The organism is Tardiphaga robiniae (assembly GCF_013359755.1).
Lineage (GTDB): Bacteria > Pseudomonadota > Alphaproteobacteria > Rhizobiales > Xanthobacteraceae > Tardiphaga > Tardiphaga robiniae.
Window position 1 is genome coordinate 119,976 of record NZ_JABMCJ010000094.1, and the last position, 22,433, is coordinate 142,408.

The following is a 22,433-nucleotide window of genomic DNA, read 5'->3' on the forward strand; positions in this document are numbered from 1 at the left end:
AGCCTGAAAGCGAAATGGCCGCGACCTTGATTGGTCGCGGCCATTCCTGTTCACGATGCGAGAGCGATTAGCCGCGGAACAGCGACAGGATGCTCTGGCTGCCGGCGTTGGCGATCGACAGCGCCTGGATGCCCAGCTGCTGCTGCGTCTGCAAGGCCTGGAGGCGGGTCGATTCGGCGTTCATGTCTGCGTCGACGAGCTGGCCGATACCGCGATCGAGCGAGTCAGTCAGGGTCTTCACGAAGTTCTGCTGCAGGCCGATGCGGTTCTTGATGGCGCCGAGGTTGGTGGCGGAGTCAGTGATCTTGGCCAGTGCCTTGTCGGTACCCGAGATGTAGGTCTCGAGCTTGGCGAGGTCCGCCGCGTTGTCGGTGAGCTTCGAGATGTCCATCGACGAAACACTGAAGGTTTCCCAGGCAGTGCCGGTATAGGCGTCCATGGTGCCGTCGAGAACGCCCTTCTTGGAGTCGAGGGGCGCGGCAAGCGCGGTCAGTGTGACAGCGGCGCCGTAGCCGGCCACGCTGGCATCGATCACAACGTTGGCGTCGTTGCGGCTCTTGAATGCGAGCTGCGTGCCATTGCCCGCGATACCGACCGTCAGACCTTCGATACCGAGCGAGTTGATCGCCGCGGCAACGTCATTGATCGACGAACCCTTGGCGATCGAGACGTTGATCGCCGCAGCGGCACCGACGGTCACCGTGATGTTGCCGCCGACATCGGTGGCAGCAGCATAGGCCGTGCTGGTACCCGTCGGGAACGTCTGGGCAATATAGGCCGTGTCAACATTCGCGTCGTAGAGCTTGATCGCATTGAGGTCGACCGAGAGCGTGTCAATCTGGACGGCGCCGCCGGCGCGGGAGAACGACGACACGACGCTCTTGGTCGCGTTGTAGCTGGCGCTGCTCGAATCACCCGAGATCCAGTTCTCACCGTTGAAAACCGCGCTGTCGGCGGTGTTCTTCAGCTGCTTCTGCAGTTCGGTGATTTCGCTCTGGATCTTCGCGCGGTCAACGCCCGGCGTACGGGCAGCAACCAGCTTGGCCTTGATCGACGACACGACGTCAACCGTGGCGCTCAGGCCGGTATACATGGTGTCGATGGTCGCAGCGCCGAGACCGAGGGCGTCCTGCACGGCGCCCAGAGCCTGAACGTCCGAACGCATCGTGGTGGCGATCGACCAGTAAGCGGCATTGTCCGACGCGGTCGACACGCGATAGCCGGTCGAGATGCGGTTCATCGTGGTGGAGAGGTTGGCATCGACCGAGCGCAGAGTCTGCAGCGCGGTCATGGCCTGGGAGTTGGTCATCAAGCTAGACATCGTATGTCCCTTTAATTTGATTGATTTGCTGGGGACATACCGGACTTTCACCGGTACGAGAGGGCGGCATCATGCCTTTGGAATGTCGATATCTGATCGACCCAACCTGTCGTGAATTGCAAGCTAGCCGCCAAACCTTACCCAAAGCTGAAGGGAGCGGCGGCTCGTATAGTTAACAGCGATCATTTGATTCGTCACTTACCTTGTGATGAATCAAATGATCTACAGAAACGACTTCACAAGACCGACTGCGAGCAAATTCCAGCCGTCGATCAGTACGAAGAATAGTACCTTGAACGGTAGCGCAAACACCGTGGGCGGCATCATCATCATGCCCATCGACATCGTTAGCGTTGCGACGATCATGTCGATCACCAGGAACGGCATGACGACAAGAAAGCCGATCTCGAATGCGCGGCGAAGTTCCGACACCATGAAAGCCGGAATGATGATTCGCAGATCGATCCGCTGGCCTTCGAGTTTGATCTTCATGCTCTCGGCAGCGAGGTTCTCGAAGGTTTGCAGATCCTTCTCACGCACATGCTGCAGCATGAAATCGCGGAACGGATCTGTGACACGCGAATAGGCTTCCTGCTCGGTGATTTCATTCTTCATCAGAGGCTGAAGGCCATTCTGCCACGCGCGATCGAAAGTCGGCGCCATCACATAGAATGTGAGGAACAGCGCGAGGCTGATCATCACGATGTTCGCCGGCGTCGTCTGCAGGCCGAGCCCGGTGCGCAAGAATGAGAGTGCGACGACGAATCGCGTGAAGCTCGTCACCATGATGAGCAAGCCCGGCGCCAGTGACAGCACCGTCAGCAGCGCGACCATCTGGATGATTCGGCCGCTGGCACTGCCTTCGCCCTGCGGAAGCAGGGTCGACAGATCCGGAACCTGCGCCACTGCAGCCGTCGGCAGAAGCACCAGGAGCAGGATCGGAATGATACGCTTCATTGCACCACCAGCGTCTCGATAATCAGCTCACGAACCTTGCCGCTTGAGCGCGTAAGCGCACGCTCATTCAGGTCTTCCCGCAGATATTGCAGGCCGCGGGCGCCCTCGATTTGCGCGGGTGTGAGCGTGCGCAGATAGGCTGCAACATCCTCGCCGATGCGGGCGACCACGATACTCGCCTCCTCCTCGGTCAATTTATCGGTCACGATCGATGCCTCCATGCGAATCCAGGCATTTGGCGGCGCCGCCAGATTGGTCACGACCGGTGTGATCTTGCGCAGACGATCATTGGCATTGAAGGCCGACGAGATCGGTTTTTCAGGCGCCTCCTTCTGGTTCTCGCTGATACGCTGGAACGTCGACATCAACTGAAGGCTTGCAAGGGCTCCTGCCCCAACCGACAGCGCGGTGACGAGCAGCAGGGCGCCAAGCCACTGCATAATCCCGGGGCGCTGGCCTTCATTCGCTGTGTTATCGGCCATGATCGATTCCCATCAGAACGGCGCGACCTGGTCGTAAACCTGTTGACCCCAGTTCGGCTGCTGCACTTCCATGGACCGGCCTCGCCCGCCATACGAAATGCGGGCTTCGGCAATCTTCTCGTAGGCGATGGTGTTGTTGCGGCTGATATCGATCGGACGCACGATGCCGCCGACATTGACGATGCGCATTTCGTAATTGACGCGCATCTCCTGCGAACCGCTAACCAGGAGATTGCCGTTCGGGAGTACGTCGACAACGACGGCAGCCACCGAGAAACGTACTTCTTCGTTCCGGTCGATCTTGCCAGCGCCCTTGTTCGACGACTGGGACTTGACGTTGGTGTCGAAATTTCCCGCCGAGAGCCATTTGGCAATATTGGCCGAGTAATCGGATTCCACCTTGATCTGCGAGTCTCGCGATCGATCCGTCTTGTTGTCGAGGATCGCCTTGTCGTTCATCAGGATGTTCACGGTCAGAAGATCACCGACCCGCGTTGCCCGAGAATCGCGGTAGAGGTCCTTGCGATCATTCCAGATCGAGTGAGGACCCGCGCTGCCATAGGCCCGCCTTTCGATCGGAATTGCGCGCGCATCAACCTGCATGCCGTTGCCGATCGGCGACATGTAGGGCGCCTGACCAACCTCAGCGAGATTGCTCGCGCAACCGGTCAGGCACGACAATGCGACCGGAATCAGAATCACTCTCAACCACATCATTTCTTGGCTTTCCCGTCGTCGGTGCGACGCATTCCGGCGAGCGTGTCGGCGAGATGTGCGCCACGTGCCGGTTCCATTTCATTGAGGATCGCGCTGGCGACGCGAACGCGCAGCTTGGCGAGAACAGCAGCAGCCGTATCATCGGCCATGCTGGCAATCTGCTGCGCCGCAGCCTCGGGATTCATCCGCGAATAGATCTCGACAACGCTGTCTTCCGCCTTTTTGAGGAACTCCTCGCGCAACTTCAGCCACTCTTCATATTCGGCCCGTTTGGCCTCAAGTTCGGCAATGCGCAGCTTCAGTTTGGATTCTGTCGCTTCCAGCTCTTTCTGCTGCCACGCCACACGGGCATCGAGCGCCTGGTCCGCGATGTTGCTGCAAAAGCGCGCGACGTCGGATTCCTGGGAGTTCGCGGCTGTGCTGTCCTTCTTGTCGATTGCACCAGTGATCAGCGCCGAATCAGCGGGCGGACGCACCACCGGGTCCTGCTTGTTTGCAGCCGGGCGGGGGCGCGCAACTTGCGGCGTCTTTGCAAATTCACCAAGATTCAGTGGTCTTGAGAGCTTCTGCTCGGGTTCGGCCGATGCTTGTGTGGACAGCATCATACCGACCAGCATGAGAAACTTGATCGATCGATTTGCGACGCGCGCCATTCGTGTTCTCGTGATTCAGCTGAGCGAGCGTTGCACGCTTTGGCTTGCGTGACGCTGACCCGGGCTTACTGGATGACGAGTTCCGCTTGCAGCGCGCCGGCCGCCTTGATCGCCTGCAAGATCGCGATGATTCCCTGCGGTTTCAGGCCGATTTGATTGAGACCACGCACCAGACGCTGCAAGTCCGCACCACGCAGAATGGCGATCTTGGCGCCGGGCTCGTTAGCTTCGATGAAGGTTTGCGGCACCACCTTCGTCTCGCCGCGCGCGAATGGGTTCGGTTGCGACACGATCGGCGCCTCGGTGATTCGCACCGACAGATTTCCATGGGTGACCGCGACTGTCGAAATCTGTACATTCCGGCCGATGACCACCGTTCCCGTGCGTTCGTCGACCACGACCCGTGCCGGCGTATCCGGCTCGACCAGCAGTTCCTCGATCTCGGCGATAAAGCGCACCGGCGAGGTGCCACGCGGTCGGGACAGTACGATAGTACGATAATCGCGTTCGAAGGCTACGGCCTTTTGGTAACGGCCACTGCCATGCGCGTTGATCGCGTCCATGATACGCGTTGCGGTGACGAAATCCGGATTCTTTAGCTCAAGAATGAGCGATTCCATCTCGCTGAAACGCCCCTTGACTTCACGTTCGATCAGCGCGCCATTTGGGATACGGCCAGCTGTGGCCACACCCTGGCTAAGCGTTTGTGCAGCGCCTTCGACGTTGTAACCGCCTACAGCGATAGCACCTTGCGCGACAGCATAGGTTTCGCCATCGGCGCCGCGTAACTGCGTCATCACCAACGTTCCGCCAAGCAGGGATGATGCGTCGCCCAATGACGAGATCGCGACGTCGATTCGCGAGCCACCCGCGACAAACGGCGGCAGATCGGCCGTCACAACGACGGCGGCCACGTTGCGCGTGCGCAACGAGGTGCCACGGATATTGATGCCCATATTGTCGAGCATCGATTGCAACGATTGTTCGGTGAACGGCGCGTTGCGCAACGTGTCACCGGTACCCTTGAGGCCGATCACAAGGCCATAGCCGAGGATTTGGTTCTCCCGCACGCCCTTGAGATTGGCGATGTCCTTCACACGCACAGCGGCATCTGCCGCAGAGATCGAAAGCGAAAGCAGGAGACCGCAAAGGAGACGCAGCATCATCCGTTCTGAATCCGTACTGATCCGTCCTGCTGGACGATGCCCCGGATCGTGACGCCGGTATCGAGGTTGCGAAGCTGCACCATCATGCCGGCACTGCCGGACTGCAGGGATGTTGCATAGGTGACGATAATGAGCCCATCATCCTCGACGAGCACCTTCACCACAGCCCCGCGGGTGACGGCCTTCAGATCTTCGAGACCGTTGATCGGAATCAGGTGCCCCGCCAACAGTGTACGACGCGCAATGCGGCCAACGAGGGACGCACGGTCGTTGATGAATGCACTTGCGCCCTGAATATTGGGCGCAAAATTGCGATCCATGATCATTTCATCCCTGATGACGTCACCGGGATAGATCGCCGTGGCCGGCACGGGATAGCGGACGGCATCTTCCGCAGCATTTGCGACGCCTGCGATGCCGGCCGCGAGCACGAAGCTCGCGAGCCAGCGGGTGACGATGGTGACTGCGCGCATCAGGCCGAGATCCCGTTCTGTGGATTACCGCATGCCCTTCGAAATGGTCGATGCCATCTCGTCAGCCGCCTGGATGACCTTGGAATTCATTTCATAAGAACGCTGCGCCGATATCAGCTCAGTGATTTCCTTCACCGGATCGACGTTCGAACTCTCGAGATAGTGTTGATGCAGCTTGCCGTAGCCAATGTCGCCTGCGAAGCCCACAACGGGCACGCCGGATGAAACCGTCTCGCGATAGAGATTTCCGCCGAGTGGGTCCAGACCGGCTTCATTGGAGAAGTTCGCGAGCGAGAGTTGCCCGAGCTGAACGGGCGCAACGGTCCCGTCGACCTTCGCGAAGACTTGGCCGGACTCGTTGACAGTGACATCCACGGCATTCTGCGGGACAATGATCGCAGGCGTCACCAGATAGCCGTCCGGCGTCACCAGCTGGCGGTTTTCATTCAGGTTGAATGCACCGGCGCGTGTGTAGAGCGTCTCACCATTCGGACCGGCGATCTGGAACCAGCCGCGGCCATTAATGGCCATGTCATAAGTGTTGCCAGTCTGCGCCATGGCGCCCTGCAGATGCAGCTTGCGCACGGCAGCCGAACGCACGCCGAGACCGAGCTTTGCGCCTTCAGGTACTGCGCCCTCACCGCTTCGGTTGGGAACGCCCTGCGCGCGGTCGATCTGATAGAACAGATCGGTGAATTCCGCGCGGGATCGCTTGTACGAGGTCGTATTGATATTCGCGATATTATTCGCGATCACTTCGACATTAAGCTGCTGCGCGCCCATACCGGTGGCAGCAATGGCCAGAGCTCTCATGATTAAACCTCAAATCGCCATTCGGCTGACTTCTTGATACGCCTGAACGACCTTGTCGCGGACGGCGACAGCCATCTGCAATGACCGTTCGGCAGACATGACCGCCTCGACCACCTTCTGTGCCGAGAGCTTGCCGTGGATGGACTGGATTGACGCGGCTTCGCCGGCCTTGATCGAACCGATGGCATCGGCTGCGACCTGTTCGAGGACGTTGTTGAAACCGACGGTGGCCGCACCAGGTTGCACCGCGGGTGTCGCGGAATTGATGACTTCGCTGGTTTTGGCGAGCTCACCAGCACTGCTGATGACTGAGGATACCGCTTCAAGCATGGTTAGCTCCTCAAGAGATCGATGGTCATCGACACCATGGATCTCACTTGTTTGATGACCTGTAGGTTGGCCTCGAAGGACCGGTTGGTTTCCCGCATGTCGCCCATTTCAATCAACGAGTTCACATTGGGCAGCTTCACGTAACCGGTTGGATCGGCAGCCGGGTGGCCTGGCTCATAGTCCACGCGGAACGGCGCCTGATCGGTTCCGACATCCTTCACCTTGACCATGCGCACACCAGCGGCACGGTCCATCTCGGCTGTGAAGGTCGTGGTCTTGCGGCGATACGGATCCGAGCCTGGCGTGCGGCCGGTTGAATTGGCGTTAGCAAGGTTCTCCGACACGACGCGCAAGCGGGTCGACTGCGCTTCGAGGCCGGAACTTGCGATCTGAACAGATGCTTGTAACGGATCAATCATCGTCATTTCCCTCAGGTCTTCATGCTTGTCATGAACATGCGATGAAACGATTTGACGATCGCCGTATTCAGTGAATAGTCGCGATTGATATCGCCAGCCTTCAGCATCTCCTGCTCAAGGCTGACAGAGTTGCCGGAGTGCACGGTTTCCCAGCTCTTCTCCTTGCGCATGCCCTGGGCCTCAACTGAAGAACCGGTTGTGATGTGTGCCGGTGACGTCACCGTCACGGGCACGACCTTCGATTCAATGATCTTGTTGAACGGCTCGATGTCCTGCGCGCGATAGCCCGGCGTGTTCGCATTGGCGACATTCGCCGAGATTGCGGACTGCCGCAGCGACAGCCATCGCTCATGCGATGAGGCAACATCGAAGAGATAGACGGGTCCCACTTATCCCCCAGGCAAACATGATTCCTTCATCATGGTTTACAAATGGAAACTTGTCCGAGGCTGGAGATGCGCATCACGACATGCACGGAGCGCTTACGCATTCGTCTTCTGCTTGCGCGAATGCAGGAAGTAGATGATTTCTGCGACAGGACGGAAAAACTCCGCCGGGATCATCTTGTCGATGTAAGCAACATCATACATCGAGCGCGCCAGCATCTTGTCTTCCACCACCGGGACACCATTCTTCTCGGCGATTTCCCTGATCTTCAGCGCGATCAGGTCCTGCCCCTTTGCAAGCACCGTTGGCGCAGCGTCTTCGCCCTGCTTGTACTTCAGCGCAATCGCGTAATGCGTAGGATTCGCGATCACCAGCGTGGCGCGCGGAACGGCCGCCAGCATCGACTTGCGAGCGCGATCACGCGCCAACGAACGCAACCGTGATTTGACGATCGGATCGCCTTCAGCCTGCTTGAACTCGTCCTTGATCTCCTGCTTCGTCATGCGCAGTTCGCGGCGCCAATGGAAGCGCGCCCAGACGAGATCGAGCGATACCAGGACAATAGTTGCAATGCTGATGGCGGAGACGAGCCGCATTGCGGTAGTCAGCACCAATTCCGGAACGGCCGCCGGATCGCTAAACAATGCATTCACGGCCACGGCCTCCTCAGCCCGCAGGACGATCATCACGACCAGACTGATAGCGACGAACTTGAAGACCGACTTTCCGAATTCCACACGCCCCTGCGCACCGAAGATTCTGCCCCAACCTTTCGCTATTGAGATGCGCGAGGCTTCCGGCTGGATGCGATCGAACACAATTCGCGGTGCGTTCTGCAGGAAAGATGACGCCAGCCCGGCCAGCATCAGGACGATAACAATCGGAATAACCAGTCCCGCCGCACTCATACCGACCGCGGTGAGCAACTCAATAGCATCCGTTCCATTACGGATGCGGATGCCCGACGGATCGTCGATCAATCGGGCTAAAGTGAAAGTCAGCTTTCTGACGTTGTCGGTGGTCAGAAAGCTTTGAATAATCAGCAGTGCGAGCATAGAGGCGAAAATCGGCGCTTCGCGCGAGACCGGGATTTGGCCCTTCTCGACGGAATCACGAACCTTCTTCTCTGTCGCCTCTTCGGTTTTACTGTCCTTATCGGGTTCGTCAGACACAATGCTCTATCTTCAGGTGAATACCGGCTGATCTTCTTGATCGGGGTTGAGTTCAATTTCGCCGCGTCCGGCCATATCGAGCGCAAGATCGGTAATGGCGCGCCGGGCATCCAGGATCTCGCGCTGATTGGCGGGGATACCGTTTGCCAGTTCGTGATCCACCAGACGACGAGTGCGTGAGGCGAGCGACGACAGAATGAGCTCGCGGAATGTCGTATCCGATCCCTTGAGCGCCATCACCACACGGTCCGTCGGCACCTGATCGAAGATCAGCATGCGTGCCTTGGCGGTCAGGTTCACGATGTCGTCGAAGGTAAACAGCATGCCCTTCAGAATCTCGGCCGACTTCGGCCGCGATTCGGTGAGGTTCTTCAGCGATTCCTCCATCTGCGTCCGCTCCATCTTGTTGATGATGTCAGCCATGCGCGGATAGGTGTCGGATGCCAGGTTCCGAGCGAAGTTGATCATGAAGTCTTCGTGCATCGTTTTCTCGATAATGCCCATGGCATCCTCGACAACCGGCTTGAGGCTAAGCATGCGCCGCATCAGGTCGTGCCGGATATCCGGCGGAAGATGACTCATCACGCGGGCAGCACATGCCGGCTTCACCCGCGAGAGAATGAGTGCCGCGGTTTGCGGATGCTCCTTGAGAAGATAGTTGGCGAGCAGGCTTTCCGAGACGAGAGAGATACGCTCCCAAACTGACTTGGTCTTGTTGCCCAGAACTTCGGAAATGATGTCAGTAATCTGTTCCGGCGGCAGCACACCGTTGAGCAGCTTCTCCAGCTCACCGACAGTGCCGAAGATATTCGGACCTTCCGAGAAATTCTGAGCGAATTCCTCGATGATCGCCTCGAGCTCAGGCCCCGAGATGGGCTTGAGCTCAGCGGCAGCGCGCGTGACCAGTTTGATCTCTTCGGGATCGAACTCCCGAAGCAGGCCGCCCGAGAGCTCACGCCCCATGGCCAGCAAAAGAGCTGCCGCTTTCTCGGTACCACCCAGCGGTTTGATGCTGGTGCCGGCGCGCTTAGCAGGTGCATTGAATGCCATTAGGAATATCTCTTTGGGAAAATCTCTTTAAGCGTCCGGATCCCCGGCCGCTCCTCCGACGATTTCCGTCAGCGATACACCGAAACGCGAATTTTCGTCTTCCACGACCACGACCGCACCGCGCGCAACGATGCGTCCGTTGACGACGACTTCGACAGGCTCGCCCACACGGTGATCGAGCGGAATCACTGCGCCACGGCCAAGCTTCATCAGATCCGCGACCGGCATGGTGGCTGAGCCGAGCAGCACCTGCACCGTGACCGGGATGCGCAGGATAGGTTCAAGATTTGTCAGCCGGCTGGTTTCCTCGGCAGCGCGAGCCGCGAGATCTGCCAGTTTGCCGAACGACGCGCCGTCAGCCTTGAGCGGGTCGCTAGCTGTAGCGGTCGCTGCGCTTACTGGATCGATATCGAATGGTTGCTTCATATCCCCTGCCTTCTTGAAAACTCAGATCTTGGCCTAAGCCGGATTTTGTGCCGCAGTGCGAGTATCGATTTCCGCGATAGCTTTGCGCGCCTCATCTATTTTGTCGCCAAGCGCCTGAACCATTTGCCGTCCGTCCGAACTGAATTCGCGTACCATCAATACCATGTCGTCCACCGTCTCATTGGTCTTGCCGACCACCGCAGTGAACTCCCCCTGATGTGCGCGCAACTTCACGAGTTCACGATGCATCTTGGTAACGCGAATGCTCGTGAAGAGCAGAGCCGCAAAAAGGATGATGTCAACGAGCGAGGATACCATCGATAAATTCCCGTTTTTGGTCGGCCGATTCCTTGACCTGCAGTGAATAGACGCCATTCATTTGGCCGAGCTGGCACCAGAACAGGCGTTGATCATTGCATTCGAGGCGAACCATCGTGTCCGGCGTGGCGTTAAGCTTGAGCACCTGGCCGACGTGAAATTTCGCGACCTCGCCGAGAGTAAACTGTCGCTCTTCGAGAACCGCCTTCAGAACGACTTCAGTCCGTTTGATCTCGCTGTGCAACTGACGGCTCCAGTTCGGATCGGTGGATGCCGACTCACCGGATACGATTTGCGACAGCGACTGCCGGATCGGATTAAGCGCTGCGTGCGGAATGACGATGAACATCTCGCCGCCGCGATCGAGACCCTGCAGCAGGATCTTCGCACACACGGCCATGTTGTTGAGGCGGCCGATCGCAAGATAGTCCATGCGCGTCTCGACACGTTCCAGGTTGAACGTCACGTCGGAAGCGCGGTCGAATGACGCCTGCAACGCCTTGCCAAAGCGCTCGAACAGCGATTGCGCGACATGCAACTCCACATTCGAGAATACCCGCGGCATATCCAGCGGCGGCTCCGCACCATCGGCGCCGAACAGGAGCTCGATCATGGTGTAGACGAAATCGCGATCGAAACCGATCAGGATGCGCGCATCCCATGCTTGCGCATAGAACACCGCGGCAATGGCTTCGCCCTCATAGCGATCGAGGATATCGGAGAGGCGATCGCTGCCCACGCTGCTTAGCGAGAAATACGACTGCGAGGGCGACATGGATCGCAGGCTTTCGGCACAAAGATTCGTCATCTGGTCGAAAATCACATGCAGCATCGGCATGCGTTCGACGGAAATTCCGGCAGCCCCTAAAAGTTGATCTGATCCTTGATCTACGCGGCCTGACTTTACTTCTGACATCAGGCCCGTGCTCCCGCTTTCGCCGAGGATTCAGCAGGTGCCGCCTTCGCGGGACCGCCGGAGATGGTTTCGCTTTCGACGACATCAATCGACGGGCGTTCACCGGGGCCGATCATCTTGCGGCCGTGTTCGATCGCGATCTGCGGCAGGGCCCCGTTCATGAAGGCGAGCAGTGACTGCTTGACGATTACATACATCCGCGCGCGCTGCTCGCGCACCAGCTTGATCTTGTGGGCCAGCGGCGCGACAAGACCGTAGGACAAGAAGATGCCGGCGAATGTGCCGACCAGAGCTGCGCCGATGAAGCCGCCGAGCAATTTCGGGGATTGGTCGAGAGCGCCCATCGCCTTGATGACGCCGAGTACCGCGGCGACGATACCGAGCGCCGGCAGTCCTTCGGCCACCATCATCAGCGAGCCATATGGTTTCATCTTGCTGCGAATGATGGTTTCGATTTCCTCGTCCATCAGCGCTTCGATCTCATGCGGCCGCGCGCTGCCCATGATGATCAGGCGGAAGTAGTCGCAGATGAAGTGCAGAAGCGGCTCATTGGCGAGAACGGTCGGGAAGGCGGTGAATATTTCTGACGATGATGGATCGTCGATATGAGCTTCCACCTCGTTGCGACCCTTGTTTCGTACCTCGCGCATCAGAGAATGCAGAAGCCCGAGCAGATCGAGGTAATGGCGTTGCTTCGGCACTGCGACCGTCAATGCCTGCACGGTGGCGCGGCCGGTGTCGACCACGGTTTTCCAGGGATTCGCAATGACATAGGTGCCCAGCGACATCCCCATGATGATGACGAACTCCCAGGGCTGCCATATCACGCTGAGATGCCCGCCCATCGCGGTGAAGCCGCCGATCAGACTGGCGAGTGTGATAATGACACCAAAGAGAATGCTCAAGCGCACCGCTCCAAATTGAGGATACGATTCACTTAGGCAACGATGCTTGCACGAGGCTGACATCGGCCTGCGGCGGCCAGCCCCGCGCAAGCTTGTGCGGGGAGTTTGGGGCCAGTCTCGCCGCATGCGCCCGCAGACTGGGAACCCACTGCCGATGGTCTCGACAATCGCAAGCTACCAGCTGATCTCCAAGAATATTGTCAAATCGTTGCAGCAGACGATGGAGAAGCCGGACGTGTCGAAGGACACGGAATACTACCTGTCACACATCCGCGATGTGAAGACGATCGACGAGTTCGTCGGCGACTATCGGTTGTTCAGCTATGCCATGAAGGCTTACGGGTTGAGCGACATGACCTATGCCAAGGCGTTCATGCGCAAGGTTCTTACGGAAGGTGTTGCCAGCTCGACCACATTCGCCAACAAGCTTTCCGACGCCCGCTACCGCGAATTCGCCACTGCATTCGACTTCGCCAAACTGGGTGACCAGGCGACGAGCACGACCGCCGCGCAGGTCGGCACCGTCGAGAAATACGTCCGGCAGCAACTCGAGGAAGACGCCGGATCGCAAAATGAAGGCGTTCGTCTGGCACTCTATTTCGAGCGCAAGGCGCCCAAGATCACCAGCATCTATCAGATTCTTGCTGATCCGGCGTTGATCAAGGTCGCCCAGATCGCGCTTGGCATCTCACCGATGACCTCGATGGCGGATGTCGACAAACAGGCGAATATGCTCAGCGCGAAAGTCGACATCGCGGATTTCCAGACCCCCGAAAAGCTGCAGACGTTCCTCCAGCGTTTTTCGGTGATGTGGGAGATGGAGAACGGAACGTCCACCACCCAGTCGGCTTCAAGCACCTTCATCACGCAGCCGCTCGAAATGGGCCTCAGCACGGATGTGCTGACGACCCTGCAGAACCTGAAAATCGGACGATAAAATGCAATCAGCGCTCTATGTCAGCCTCTCGGCCCAGGTCTCGCTTGAGAAGCGACTCGAAACCATTGCCAACAACATGGCCAATATGAAGACCGCCGCGTTCCGTGCCGACGCGGTGAAGTTCGAGACTGCAATGTCGCGCGCAGCAACGCAGGCGGTCGCGTTCTCCTCGCCCGGCGAGAATTTCATCTCACGCAAGGAAGGCGCTATTACCCAGACCGGCAATACCCTGGACGTCGCGGTTACCGGAAACAGTATGGCCGCGTACCCCGGCGGCCCCGATCCCGGCCACACGACGTGGATGGCGTTTGCTGGGCCGAACGGCACCGTCTATACGCGCGATGGCCGCATGCAGATCGACATCAACGGGCAGCTTCAGACCCTCACCGGCTATCCAATCCTCGATTCTGGCGGCACGCCGATCATCGTCGATCCCGACGCCGGCCCGCTGACGATCGTGCGCGACGGCACCATTTCGCAGGGCCGAATCCAGGTCGGTCAGCTTGGCCTGTTTGACATCGCTCCGGACGCAAAGCTGGAACGATTCGGAACGTCAGGCGTGATTCCGAGCAAGCCGGCGACCACCGCGCTCGACTTCGTCACGGTCGGCTTTCAGCAGGGCTACGTCGAAGGATCAAATGTCGATCCTCTGACAGAACTCACACAGATGATGACCGCACAGCGCACCTTCCAGAGCGTCAGCTCATTGATCGACAATTCCGAAAGTACCATGCAGAACGCCATTCGCACGTTGGGCGATCCAAAAGCCTGATGCCTGATGTGACCGGCGGGAGAGCTCGATGAACGCGCTTGAAAAACTCGAATCGACCATCGCAACCCTGCGCCGGGACGTGCCCACGGTTCGTGTCGGTGGCATGGTGTCCGAGGTGACGCCGACGCATTTTCGCGTCTCCGGCCTGTCGCGCTATGTCAGGCTCGGTGAATTGATCGGACTGGAAATCGACAAGCAGGTTCATCTCGGTGAGGTCGTGCGGATCGATACTGACGGCGTAACGGCCAAACCATTCGATTCCCACTTTGCTGCCGGCCTCGGCGTTCCCGCCTTCCGAATGCCTCCCAAGACACTGTCTCCACATCCGGCCTGGAAAGGTCGCGTCATCAATGCGCTCGGTGAGCCACTGGATGGCGCCGGCGACATGCCGGTCGGCGAGCGCGAGATGCAAACGGATGCTAATCCCCCGCCAGCGATGAGCCGCTCGCGCGTGAGCAAGCCGCTCCGTACCGGCGTCCGCGTCGTGGATCTGTTCACACCGCTCTGTATCGGCCAGCGCATCGGCATTTTCGCTGGTTCCGGCGTCGGCAAAACCACCCTTCTTTCGATGCTGGCACGCAGCGCCGGCTTCGACACCGTCGTCACTGCACTTGTCGGCGAGCGTGGACGAGAAGTACGTGAATTTCTCGAAGAATCGCTGGTCCATCACAGGACCCGCGCGATCACAGTCGTCTCAACGAGCGACGAAAGCCCGATGATGCGTCGACTGGCGCCGAAGACGGCGATGACCATCGCCGAATATTTCCGCGATCGCGGTGAATCGGTGCTGTTGATCGTCGATTCGGTAACGCGCTTCGCCCACGCATCCCGTGAAGTCGCGCTCGCTACCGGCGAGCCGGCGATCGCACGCGGCTATGCGCCGAGTGTCTTCAGCGAACTTCCGCGGCTGCTCGAGCGTTCAGGACCGGGCCTCGAAGGCCAGGGCTCCATTACCGGCGTCTTTGCCGTGCTGGTCGATGGTGACGATCACAACGAGCCCGTGGCAGATACGGTGCGTGGTACGCTGGACGGGCACATCATGCTCGATCGCGACGTCGCCGATCAAGGCCGCTATCCGGCCGTCAATGTGCTGTCATCGGTGTCGCGCCTCGGCCAGCATGTGTGGTCGCCGGAGGAAGCTAATCTGGTGCGTAAGCTGCGCGCCATGATCGCCCGCTTTGAGGACACCCGCGACCTTCGCCTGATGGGTGGCTATCAGCCCGGCCGCGACAGTGAACTCGATCAGGCCGTCCAGCTCGTGCCCAAGATCTACGACGTGCTGCAACAGCACCCGACCGATCCGTCCTGCGCGGAGCCGTTCCAGGAATTGCTCAGCGTGATCAAGACCGCAATCGGCTAACTGCGCTCCCGCGTTCTAGACACCCGGGATCGTATCGAGATTGGCTGCCGCGACGATCGCACCGGATCGCACAAGGCGCAGCGACTTCTGAATGTCGTCGTGAAAATATCGATCCTCGTCGAGATGGGCGACGTCTGCCCGGATACGTGCGCGAACGCTCTCCAAACGATCGCTGGACTTCAGCGGCGCATGAAAATCGCAACCTTGCGCACCCGCCAGGAGCTCGATGGCAATGACGGCCATTGCATTCTCGATCATCGGCAGCAGCCGGCGCGCCGCATGCGCTGCCATCGAAACGTGGTCTTCCTGATTGGCAGATGTCGGGATCGAGTCGACGCTGGCAGGATAAGCCCGCTGCTTGTTCTCAGATACCAGCGCCGCGGCCGTCACTTGCGCGATCATGAAGCCGGAATTAAGCCCCGGCTTCGGTGTCAGGAACGCGGGCACACCGGATAACACCGGATCCACCAGCATGGCGATCCGGCGCTCTGAGATCGATCCGATCTCGCAGATCGCAAGCGCCATCATATCCGCCGCAAAGGCAACCGGCGCTGCATGGAAATTGCCACCGGAGATCGCGATATCGTCCTCGGCAAAGACCAGAGGATTGTCAGAGACGCCATTCGCTTCGGTGAGAAGTGTGGTGGCCACCTGTCGCAAAACGTCCAGCGCGGCGCCCATCACCTGCGGCTGACAGCGGAGGCAATAAGGATCCTGAACACGGACGTCGCCGGTGCGGTGCGACTCGCGAATCGCGCTGCCGGCGAGAAGTTCCTTCAATGCCTGGGCCGAAACGATCTGCCCTCCATGTTTGCGCAGTTGATGGATGCGTGGATCGAACGGCGTATCCGAGCCACGCGCGGCGTCGGTGGACAAGGCACCGCTGACGAGTGCGGTCCTGAATAGGATTTCGGCCTCGAACAATCCCGCAAGTGCATAGGCCGTCGAGAACTGCGTGCCGTTCAGCAGCGCCAGTCCTTCCTTGGCCCGCAGCTCGATCGGCTGCAGACCCGCACTAGCGAGCGCCTCCGTCGCCGGCAATCGCCCGGACGTCGTCAGCGCCTCGCCGACGCCGATCATGACCGACGCCATATGCGCGAGCGGGGCCAGATCGCCGGAAGCACCGACTGATCCCTGCGCGGGCACGATGGGCGTGATGTCATGCGCAATCATGGCGCTGAGCAACTGGACCGTCTCCATGCGGACGCCGGAGAAACCCTGTGCCAGGCTCGCAAGCTTGAGGCACATCATCAGCCGCACCACCGGCGCTGGCGCTGGATCGCCGACGCCCACGCAATGCGACAGCACGATGTTTTTCTGGAGGGCCGTGATGCTTTCGGCTTCTATGCCGACATGTGCAAGCTTTCCGAAGCCTGTATTGATGCCATAGACGGGTTCGCCCTTGGCGACGATCCGGGCAACTGCCGCAACACTGGCATTGATGCGGGGAATACAGCTCCCATCGAGAACTGGTACTGCCCCCCGATAGATCGACCGCCAGTCCGCCAGCGTCACCGTACCCGGTGTGAATCGCATCGTCATTAAAGTGTCTCCAGGCCATCTGTAGATGGCCCAAGGCAACACATTCAACGCTGCGCTTCAATGTTTGCGCGCAACAAAAAGGCCAGCCTTGCGGCTGGCCTTTCAGCTGATCGACAGTCAGATCGTGCGCTGCGACGTGCGACGCAGCGTCACGTTTGCCTTATGGCTTCCAGCCGCCGCCCGGCAGATTGCCGTGATAGGGCGTGTTGCGGCAGTGGCCCCACGGACCGCGCCAGTAACCGGGAGGGCAGCCGTTCCCCATTACGGGAGCTTCCTGATAGTAGCCGCCCGGGAGTGGGCCGTAATAAGGTGTATAGCGGCAGCCACCATAGGGACCGCGCCAGCCGTTCGGACCGCAACCACCCGCAACCGGGATCACGTGCGCTTCGACAGCGATGCTCTGGCCCATCATCGGCGCAGCACTTGCCTGCGTCGAGACGATGAACATGGCGACGAGACATGCCGCCATCATGTGCAGAATTTTGGTCATTCTATTCCTCTCGATGAGTTGAAGATCACTCGGCCCCGACGAAAGCGTCTTCGCCTTGCCGCGCGATGCGCAACCCGAAGATGCATTGGTCTTCATTCTGCTTAGAGGCACCAGATACCGTTGGCAATTCCGTTCTATCAATGCACCGGCACAACCCGTTCGGTTAGTTATCCGCCCGTTAAGAACGGCGAACGGAGCTGCCGCGCGAAGTACTCCATCAGTGTAGTTCCCTTTAAACGAAGATGCAGCGACGTGTTGGAGCTATTCCAGAGACCGGAACCCTGCATCCGATCCCGCTGCGATCGAAGTGCTGCGACACGAGCGACTTCAATTGCCGCAAGGCCTTTGCATGATAGCTGAGTTGCGTGGAGCTCGGTTCTCGCGCTACCACGGGCCGCCGCGCAATCGCTTGATGAAAGACACCCGTGCTACCCTGGAAACTGATCGATACGACCGAAGTACCCGGCGGCGGCGTGCCGCTGCGCCTGATGCAGCGCGGGCAAGAGTTCACCATCAAGCTCGGCCAGAACGAGTTGATGAGCAGTCGGCTGTTCGGCTCCGAGGAAGCGCTGGCGACACTCACCTGCTTTCGCCTCAAGGACATGAAGGCGCCGCGGCTTTTGATCGGCGGCTATGGCATGGGCTTTACATTGCGCGCTGCGCTAAAGGTGCTCGGCCCGAAGGCGAAGATCACGGTGGTCGAACTGGTGCCCGCGATCGTCGCCTGGGCGCGTGGCCCAATGGCCGAGCTATCCGGCGACAGCCTGAGCGATCCACGCGTGGAGATTATTGAAGGCGATGTGGTCAAGGCCATTGGCAGCGCACGCGGCAAATATGATGCGATCCTGCTCGACGTCGATAACGGGCCCGAAGGCCTGACGCGAAAATCGAATGATGCGCTCTATGACCTGAAAGGGTTGCGCGCGGCCCAGGCCGCGCTCAGTCCGGGCGGCGTGCTGGCCGTCTGGTCGTCATTTCCATATGACAAATTCACGGCACTCCTCGGCAAGGCAGGCTTCAACGCCGAGGAAATCAAGATCCGCGCCACCGGCACACGCGGTGGCGCCCGTCATGTCATCTGGTTGGCGACGAAGCCAAAAATATAGCCGTTGCCGCCGTGAAGATGGGTTTTAATAGGCAACCGAACGCCGACTGCGGCGCGGTTCGGCATAAGGCTGCGGGCTGAACGCCAGACGCGGATTGACGATGCAGTCGACGCCCCGGCCGGATGCGGTGGCCTGGCACGCTTCATAGCTCGGATAGGAACAATCGGTTCCGAAAGCCTGCGACTGGATGCAGTAGGGATAGGTCGGGGCGGCAGCTGCAGGGCTGGAAACCGTGGCCGAAACACCACCAACAGCCAGCACGGCCAGCATCAGATTACGCATCATGTCTTTTCCTCCGCGGCAGCGGTCCTGTGACATCTCCAGAAAACAACAGAGCCTGCGGATGAACGTTCCCGCAGGCTCCGGTACATCCCGGTCTCGTGATCACGCACTTATACTGGCGCAATCACGAGGGTTAGACACTCTAGTGCCGCATGGGTTCATTCGACCTTAAGGCCCGCGGCTTTGACCACTTTCTCCCACTTCTCGGTCTCCGCGACGATCATCTTGCCGAAGGCTTCCGGCGGTCCGATCAACGGTTCGCCGCCGAGATCGATCAGCTTGGCCTTGACGGCCGGATCGGCCAGCACCGCATTTACGTCGGCGTTGAGCTTGGCGATGATCTCTGGCGGCGTCTTCTTCGGCGCACCCATGCCGAACAAAGCGCTGGCCTCATAACCCGGCACGGTTTCCGCAACGGTCGGCACATCGGGTAACAGCGACGACTTCTCGGTGGTCGTCACCGCCAGCGCACGAAGGCTGCCCGAGCGGATATGCTGGATGATTGACGGCATGTTGTCGAAGATCACCTGGACCTGACCGCCGAGCATGTCGGTGATCGCCGGCGCAGCACCGCGATAGGGCACATGCTGCATCTTGGCGCCCGACAGCATCATGAACATCTCACCGGATAGATGCACCGAGGTGCCGTTGCCCGACGACGCCATGTTCACCTTGCCCGGATTGGCCTTCACATAGGCGATGAATTCCCCGACGGTCTTCGCCGTGATGTCCTTGTTGACGGTCATCACATTGGCGGTGCGATGGAAGGCGGCGACAGGCGCGATATCACGCACGAAATTGAAGCTCAGCTTCCCATAAAGCGTGGCGTTGATGTAGTTCGCCGGATTGACCAGCAGGATCGTGTAGCCGTCGGGTTCTGCATTCACGACAGATTCGGTGCCGATATTGTTGCCCGCGCCCGGCTTATTTTCGACGACGAATTGCTGGCCGGTTCGCTCGGATAGCTTCTGCCCGATCAGCCGAGCTAGAATATCGGTTGCACCGCCAGCGGGATAGCCGACAACGAAACGTACTGGCCGCGTCGGATAATCCACGGCCAGCGCCGAGCTGACGGGAACGAGAGCGGTTGCAGTAAAAGCAGAAAAGCCAAGCGCAATCAGACCGATCGCGGCACGACGTGACGTCATATTTTATTCCCTCCGGCTGCCGCAACTTTGCGCGCGGTCAGCGTGTGTTGAATTGACAACGGCCGTATCTACCAAACAATTCAACTATCGGCCAGTGCGACACTACTGCGGCACCAGCCCAAAGAAACGTCAAGGCAACGCCAAGGACCATTTCATGTCCCTCACCGTCACGGCCCTCGATCATCTCGTCCTGAATGTCACTGACGTCCAGCGCTCAGCCACCTGGTATCAACGCGTCCTGGGCATGGAGGTGAAGGTGTTCGATCCCGGTCCGGGCAAGTTGCCCCGCACATCGGTGAGTTTTGGCGTGCAAAAGATCAATCTGCGGCCGATCGGCGCCGATAAGGTCGAGTGGTTCACGGCGGATCATGAGATGGCCGGCAGTGACGACCTCTGTTTTCTCACTGCATCACCGCCCGACGCCGTGATCGCGCATCTCGGCGCTTGCGATGTTGCTATCGAGGAAGGCCCGGTGGCCAAACAGGGCGCGCGCGGCACCTTGCGCTCGGTCTATTGCCGGGATCCCGATGGCAGCCTGATTGAAATTTCGTCTTACGAAATAGGCTGATCCTGCACGCGTTGCGGTTTGCGCGCTGCCGCCGCTGATGGCACAACATCTTCCGTAAAAATAAGAATAAGAAGGCCGCACCCGCGTAAGCGGTCGCTCCGGCGGCTTTCGACGGAGGATGCATGCCCCACCCCGCGACGAATCCCGCCATGATTCCCGGTTCGATCGGCCCGTTCGACGGCATGGACGTGCCGTGGCTGCTGCGCATGCACGCCGAGACGCGTCGCGATCACCCTTTCATCATCTGGTCGCCATTCGATGCACCGGCGCGGCCATGGACCTATGGCGAATTCTACGATCGCGTCGGCGCACTTGCCGCAGGCCTTGCCCAACGCGGCATCGTCCAGGGCGACTATGTGCTGATCCATCTCGACAATTGCGTCGAGACGTTGCTGGCCTGGTTCGCCTGTGTCGAACTCGGCGCCATCGCGGTCACCACGAATACCCGTTCGTCGGCTGCGGAGATCGAATATTTTGCGGATCACTGCGGCGCGGTCGCGGCAATCACCCAGCCATCCTATGCCGAACTCGTCGCCGCCAATTGCCGCAAGCTGCGCTGGATCGCGGTGACGTCGCACAACGCCGGCGCGTCGGCCGACGGCCATGCAGTGGGCAAGGCTGAGCGGTTCGAATCCCTGTTCGCTGACAGCGCCGATCGTCCGCGCCGCCCGGTCGACCCGTGGGCGCATTGTAGCGTCCAATATACGTCAGGCACCACATCGCGGCCCAAAGCGGTGCTGTGGACCCATGCCAATGCGCTGTGGGGCGGCAAGGTAAATGCTGCGCATCAGGACCTGCATGCGTTTGATACGCATATGACTTATCTGCCGCTGTTTCATACCAATGCACTGGCCTATTCGATGCTGGCGACGTTGTGGGTCGGTGCCTCCCTCGTGCTTCAGCCGCGTTTTTCCGCGCGCCGGTTCTGGAACGTGGCGCTCGAACATCGCGCGACCTGGCTGTCGACGATCCCGTTCTGCATGAAGGCGCTGCTCGAGCACGACGTGCCGAAGCATCATCACTTCCGTCTGTGGGGAGCCTCGTTCTGCGATCCGCCCGCCTTCGCGAAATTTAACGTCAAGATCATCGGCTGGTGGGGCATGACCGAGACCATCACCCACGGCATTATTGGCGAGGTCGACCAGCCCAATACGCCGATGGCCATCGGCCGCGCCGCAACCGAATATGGCATCCGCGTTACCAACGACGACGGCACGCCGACTGCCGTGGGTGAGACCGGCAATCTCACGATCAAGGGCATTCCCGGCCTATCGCTGTTCAAGGAATATCTGCACAACGAGGCCGCGACTTCAGACAGCTTCGACGCGAACGGCTTCTTCATCACTGGCGACCGCGTCACGCTACTCGAGCGCGGCTATATCAAGTTTGGTGACCGTGCGAAGGACATGCTGAAAGTTGGCGGCGAGAACGTTGCCGCATCGGAGATCGAACAGGTCGTCATCACCGTGCCCGGCGTGCGCGAAGCCGCCGTCGTCGGCAAAAAACATCCCATGCTGGATGAAGTGCCGGTGGTTTTCATCATCCCGCATGCCGGCGTCGCGCAGGCACCACCAGCGCTGCATGAGAGTGTCATGGCGGCTTGCAAGCGCGGGTTGGCGGATTTCAAGGTGCCGCGCGAAATCCACTTCGTGGATGAGATGCCGCGTTCGACGCTTGAAAAAGTGGCCAAGGCGGAATTGCGCAAGCTGCTGGCCTGAGGCGA

At 59.5% G+C, this 22,433-nt stretch carries 27 protein-coding genes; 6 read left to right on the forward strand and 21 right to left on the reverse strand.

Going from position 1 to position 22,433, the window contains the following annotated elements:
* Positions 1-67: 67 nt before the first annotated feature.
* The 17 genes from HP556_RS26810 to motA form a co-directional block, all read right to left on the reverse strand.
* On the reverse strand, positions 68-1,321 hold the full coding sequence (locus HP556_RS26810; protein WP_120287543.1) for a flagellin N-terminal helical domain-containing protein: 1,254 nt from the start codon (positions 1,319-1,321) through the stop codon (positions 68-70).
* A 222-nt stretch (positions 1,322-1,543) separates the two neighbouring features.
* The gene (fliP, locus tag HP556_RS26815; protein WP_068729883.1) at positions 1,544-2,278 is read right to left on the reverse strand and encodes a flagellar type III secretion system pore protein FliP; all 735 of its coding nucleotides are present in this window, start codon (positions 2,276-2,278) and stop codon (positions 1,544-1,546) included.
* Positions 2,275-2,760 (reverse strand): flagellar basal body-associated FliL family protein, encoded by a 486-nt coding sequence (locus HP556_RS26820; protein ID WP_246297918.1) that lies wholly within the window; start codon positions 2,758-2,760, stop codon positions 2,275-2,277. Before HP556_RS26820 ends, fliP begins: the two co-directional genes overlap by 4 nt.
* 12 nt (positions 2,761-2,772) lie before the next feature.
* Positions 2,773-3,468, reverse strand: a complete 696-nt coding sequence (gene flgH, locus HP556_RS26825) for a flagellar basal body L-ring protein FlgH (protein ID WP_175369602.1) — start codon at positions 3,466-3,468, stop codon at positions 2,773-2,775.
* Positions 3,469-3,473: 5 nt separating this feature from the next.
* Positions 3,474-4,130 carry a MotE family protein gene (locus HP556_RS30340; RefSeq protein WP_246297919.1) on the reverse strand — a complete coding sequence of 219 codons (657 nt, stop codon included), beginning with the start codon at positions 4,128-4,130 and terminating at the stop codon, positions 3,474-3,476.
* 65 nt (positions 4,131-4,195) lie between these two features.
* Positions 4,196-5,293, reverse strand: coding sequence for a flagellar basal body P-ring protein FlgI (gene flgI, locus HP556_RS26835; RefSeq protein WP_175369603.1), 1,098 nt, complete (start codon positions 5,291-5,293; stop codon positions 4,196-4,198).
* The gene (flgA, locus tag HP556_RS26840) at positions 5,293-5,769 is read right to left on the reverse strand and encodes a flagellar basal body P-ring formation chaperone FlgA (RefSeq protein WP_115032323.1); all 477 of its coding nucleotides are present in this window, start codon (positions 5,767-5,769) and stop codon (positions 5,293-5,295) included. Before flgA ends, flgI begins: the two co-directional genes overlap by 1 nt.
* Positions 5,770-5,793: 24 nt before the next feature.
* Entirely contained in the window at positions 5,794-6,582 is a 789-nt protein-coding gene (gene flgG / locus HP556_RS26845) for a flagellar basal-body rod protein FlgG (protein WP_089263432.1), read from the reverse strand.
* Positions 6,583-6,591: 9 nt separating this feature from the next.
* Entirely contained in the window at positions 6,592-6,912 is a 321-nt protein-coding gene (gene fliE / locus HP556_RS26850) for a flagellar hook-basal body complex protein FliE (RefSeq protein ID WP_068729891.1), read from the reverse strand.
* 2 nt (positions 6,913-6,914) lie between these two features.
* A complete protein-coding gene (gene flgC / locus HP556_RS26855) occupies positions 6,915-7,331 on the reverse strand; it encodes a flagellar basal body rod protein FlgC (protein WP_089263697.1) in 417 nt (138 codons plus the stop codon).
* Positions 7,332-7,342: 11 nt separating this feature from the next.
* Complete coding sequence (gene flgB, locus HP556_RS26860; protein ID WP_092141368.1) at positions 7,343-7,720, reverse strand: flagellar basal body rod protein FlgB; 378 nt, start codon at positions 7,718-7,720, stop codon at positions 7,343-7,345.
* A 93-nt stretch (positions 7,721-7,813) separates the two neighbouring features.
* Complete coding sequence (gene flhB, locus HP556_RS26865) at positions 7,814-8,890, reverse strand: flagellar biosynthesis protein FlhB (RefSeq protein WP_175369215.1); 1,077 nt, start codon at positions 8,888-8,890, stop codon at positions 7,814-7,816.
* 12 nt (positions 8,891-8,902) lie between these two features.
* A complete protein-coding gene (locus HP556_RS26870; RefSeq protein ID WP_093757676.1) occupies positions 8,903-9,940 on the reverse strand; it encodes a flagellar motor switch protein FliG in 1,038 nt (345 codons plus the stop codon).
* Between the two features lie 27 nt (positions 9,941-9,967).
* Entirely contained in the window at positions 9,968-10,366 is a 399-nt protein-coding gene (gene fliN / locus HP556_RS26875; RefSeq protein ID WP_175369216.1) for a flagellar motor switch protein FliN, read from the reverse strand.
* Between the two features lie 33 nt (positions 10,367-10,399).
* Positions 10,400-10,684 (reverse strand): hypothetical protein, encoded by a 285-nt coding sequence (locus tag HP556_RS26880; protein ID WP_093757678.1) that lies wholly within the window; start codon positions 10,682-10,684, stop codon positions 10,400-10,402.
* Positions 10,665-11,600, reverse strand: a complete 936-nt coding sequence (locus tag HP556_RS26885) for a FliM/FliN family flagellar motor switch protein (protein WP_089263426.1) — start codon at positions 11,598-11,600, stop codon at positions 10,665-10,667. The genes HP556_RS26880 and HP556_RS26885 overlap by 20 nt, the downstream gene beginning before the upstream one ends.
* Positions 11,600-12,505: a flagellar motor stator protein MotA gene (gene motA, locus HP556_RS26890; protein WP_256461226.1), complete on the reverse strand. Its 906-nt coding sequence runs from the start codon at positions 12,503-12,505 to the stop codon at positions 11,600-11,602. Before motA ends, HP556_RS26885 begins: the two co-directional genes overlap by 1 nt.
* 154 nt (positions 12,506-12,659) lie before the next feature.
* Between motA and HP556_RS26895 the strand changes: the two genes are divergently transcribed.
* Genes HP556_RS26895 through fliI form a run of 3 tightly spaced genes read left to right on the forward strand, consistent with a single transcriptional unit; the run spans position 12,660 to position 15,574 of the window.
* A complete protein-coding gene (locus tag HP556_RS26895; RefSeq protein ID WP_175369217.1) occupies positions 12,660-13,442 on the forward strand; it encodes a DUF1217 domain-containing protein in 783 nt (260 codons plus the stop codon).
* Position 13,443: 1 nt separating this feature from the next.
* The gene (flgF, locus tag HP556_RS26900; RefSeq protein ID WP_093757679.1) at positions 13,444-14,214 is read left to right on the forward strand and encodes a flagellar basal-body rod protein FlgF; all 771 of its coding nucleotides are present in this window, start codon (positions 13,444-13,446) and stop codon (positions 14,212-14,214) included.
* A 28-nt stretch (positions 14,215-14,242) separates the two neighbouring features.
* Positions 14,243-15,574: a flagellar protein export ATPase FliI gene (gene fliI / locus HP556_RS26905; RefSeq protein ID WP_175369218.1), complete on the forward strand. Its 1,332-nt coding sequence runs from the start codon at positions 14,243-14,245 to the stop codon at positions 15,572-15,574.
* A 15-nt stretch (positions 15,575-15,589) separates the two neighbouring features.
* On the opposite strand, the gene hutH is transcribed toward fliI, so the two are convergent.
* Both hutH and HP556_RS26915 read right to left on the reverse strand, forming a co-directional pair.
* Positions 15,590-17,116, reverse strand: a complete 1,527-nt coding sequence (gene hutH / locus HP556_RS26910) for a histidine ammonia-lyase (RefSeq protein ID WP_120287548.1) — start codon at positions 17,114-17,116, stop codon at positions 15,590-15,592.
* 160 nt (positions 17,117-17,276) lie between these two features.
* The gene (locus HP556_RS26915; RefSeq protein WP_231078751.1) at positions 17,277-17,606 is read right to left on the reverse strand and encodes a GCG_CRPN prefix-to-repeats domain-containing protein; all 330 of its coding nucleotides are present in this window, start codon (positions 17,604-17,606) and stop codon (positions 17,277-17,279) included.
* A gap of 425 nt (positions 17,607-18,031) precedes the next feature.
* Here HP556_RS26915 and HP556_RS26920 point away from each other — a divergent pair, with 425 nt between their 5' ends.
* On the forward strand, positions 18,032-18,712 hold the full coding sequence (locus HP556_RS26920; protein WP_175369219.1) for a spermine/spermidine synthase domain-containing protein: 681 nt from the start codon (positions 18,032-18,034) through the stop codon (positions 18,710-18,712).
* A gap of 24 nt (positions 18,713-18,736) precedes the next feature.
* Here HP556_RS26920 and HP556_RS26925 read toward each other — a convergent pair whose 3' ends face one another.
* Both HP556_RS26925 and HP556_RS26930 read right to left on the reverse strand, forming a co-directional pair.
* Complete coding sequence (locus HP556_RS26925; protein WP_246297920.1) at positions 18,737-18,997, reverse strand: DUF3551 domain-containing protein; 261 nt, start codon at positions 18,995-18,997, stop codon at positions 18,737-18,739.
* Positions 18,998-19,152: 155 nt separating this feature from the next.
* Complete coding sequence (locus HP556_RS26930) at positions 19,153-20,142, reverse strand: Bug family tripartite tricarboxylate transporter substrate binding protein (RefSeq protein ID WP_089263420.1); 990 nt, start codon at positions 20,140-20,142, stop codon at positions 19,153-19,155.
* Positions 20,143-20,296: 154 nt separating this feature from the next.
* On the opposite strand from HP556_RS26930, the gene HP556_RS26935 reads away from it, so the two are divergent.
* Both HP556_RS26935 and HP556_RS26940 read left to right on the forward strand, forming a co-directional pair.
* Positions 20,297-20,710, forward strand: a complete 414-nt coding sequence (locus HP556_RS26935; RefSeq protein WP_175369220.1) for a VOC family protein — start codon at positions 20,297-20,299, stop codon at positions 20,708-20,710.
* Positions 20,711-20,832: 122 nt separating this feature from the next.
* A complete protein-coding gene (locus HP556_RS26940; protein ID WP_175369221.1) occupies positions 20,833-22,428 on the forward strand; it encodes an AMP-binding protein in 1,596 nt (531 codons plus the stop codon).
* Positions 22,429-22,433 lie beyond the last annotated feature (5 nt).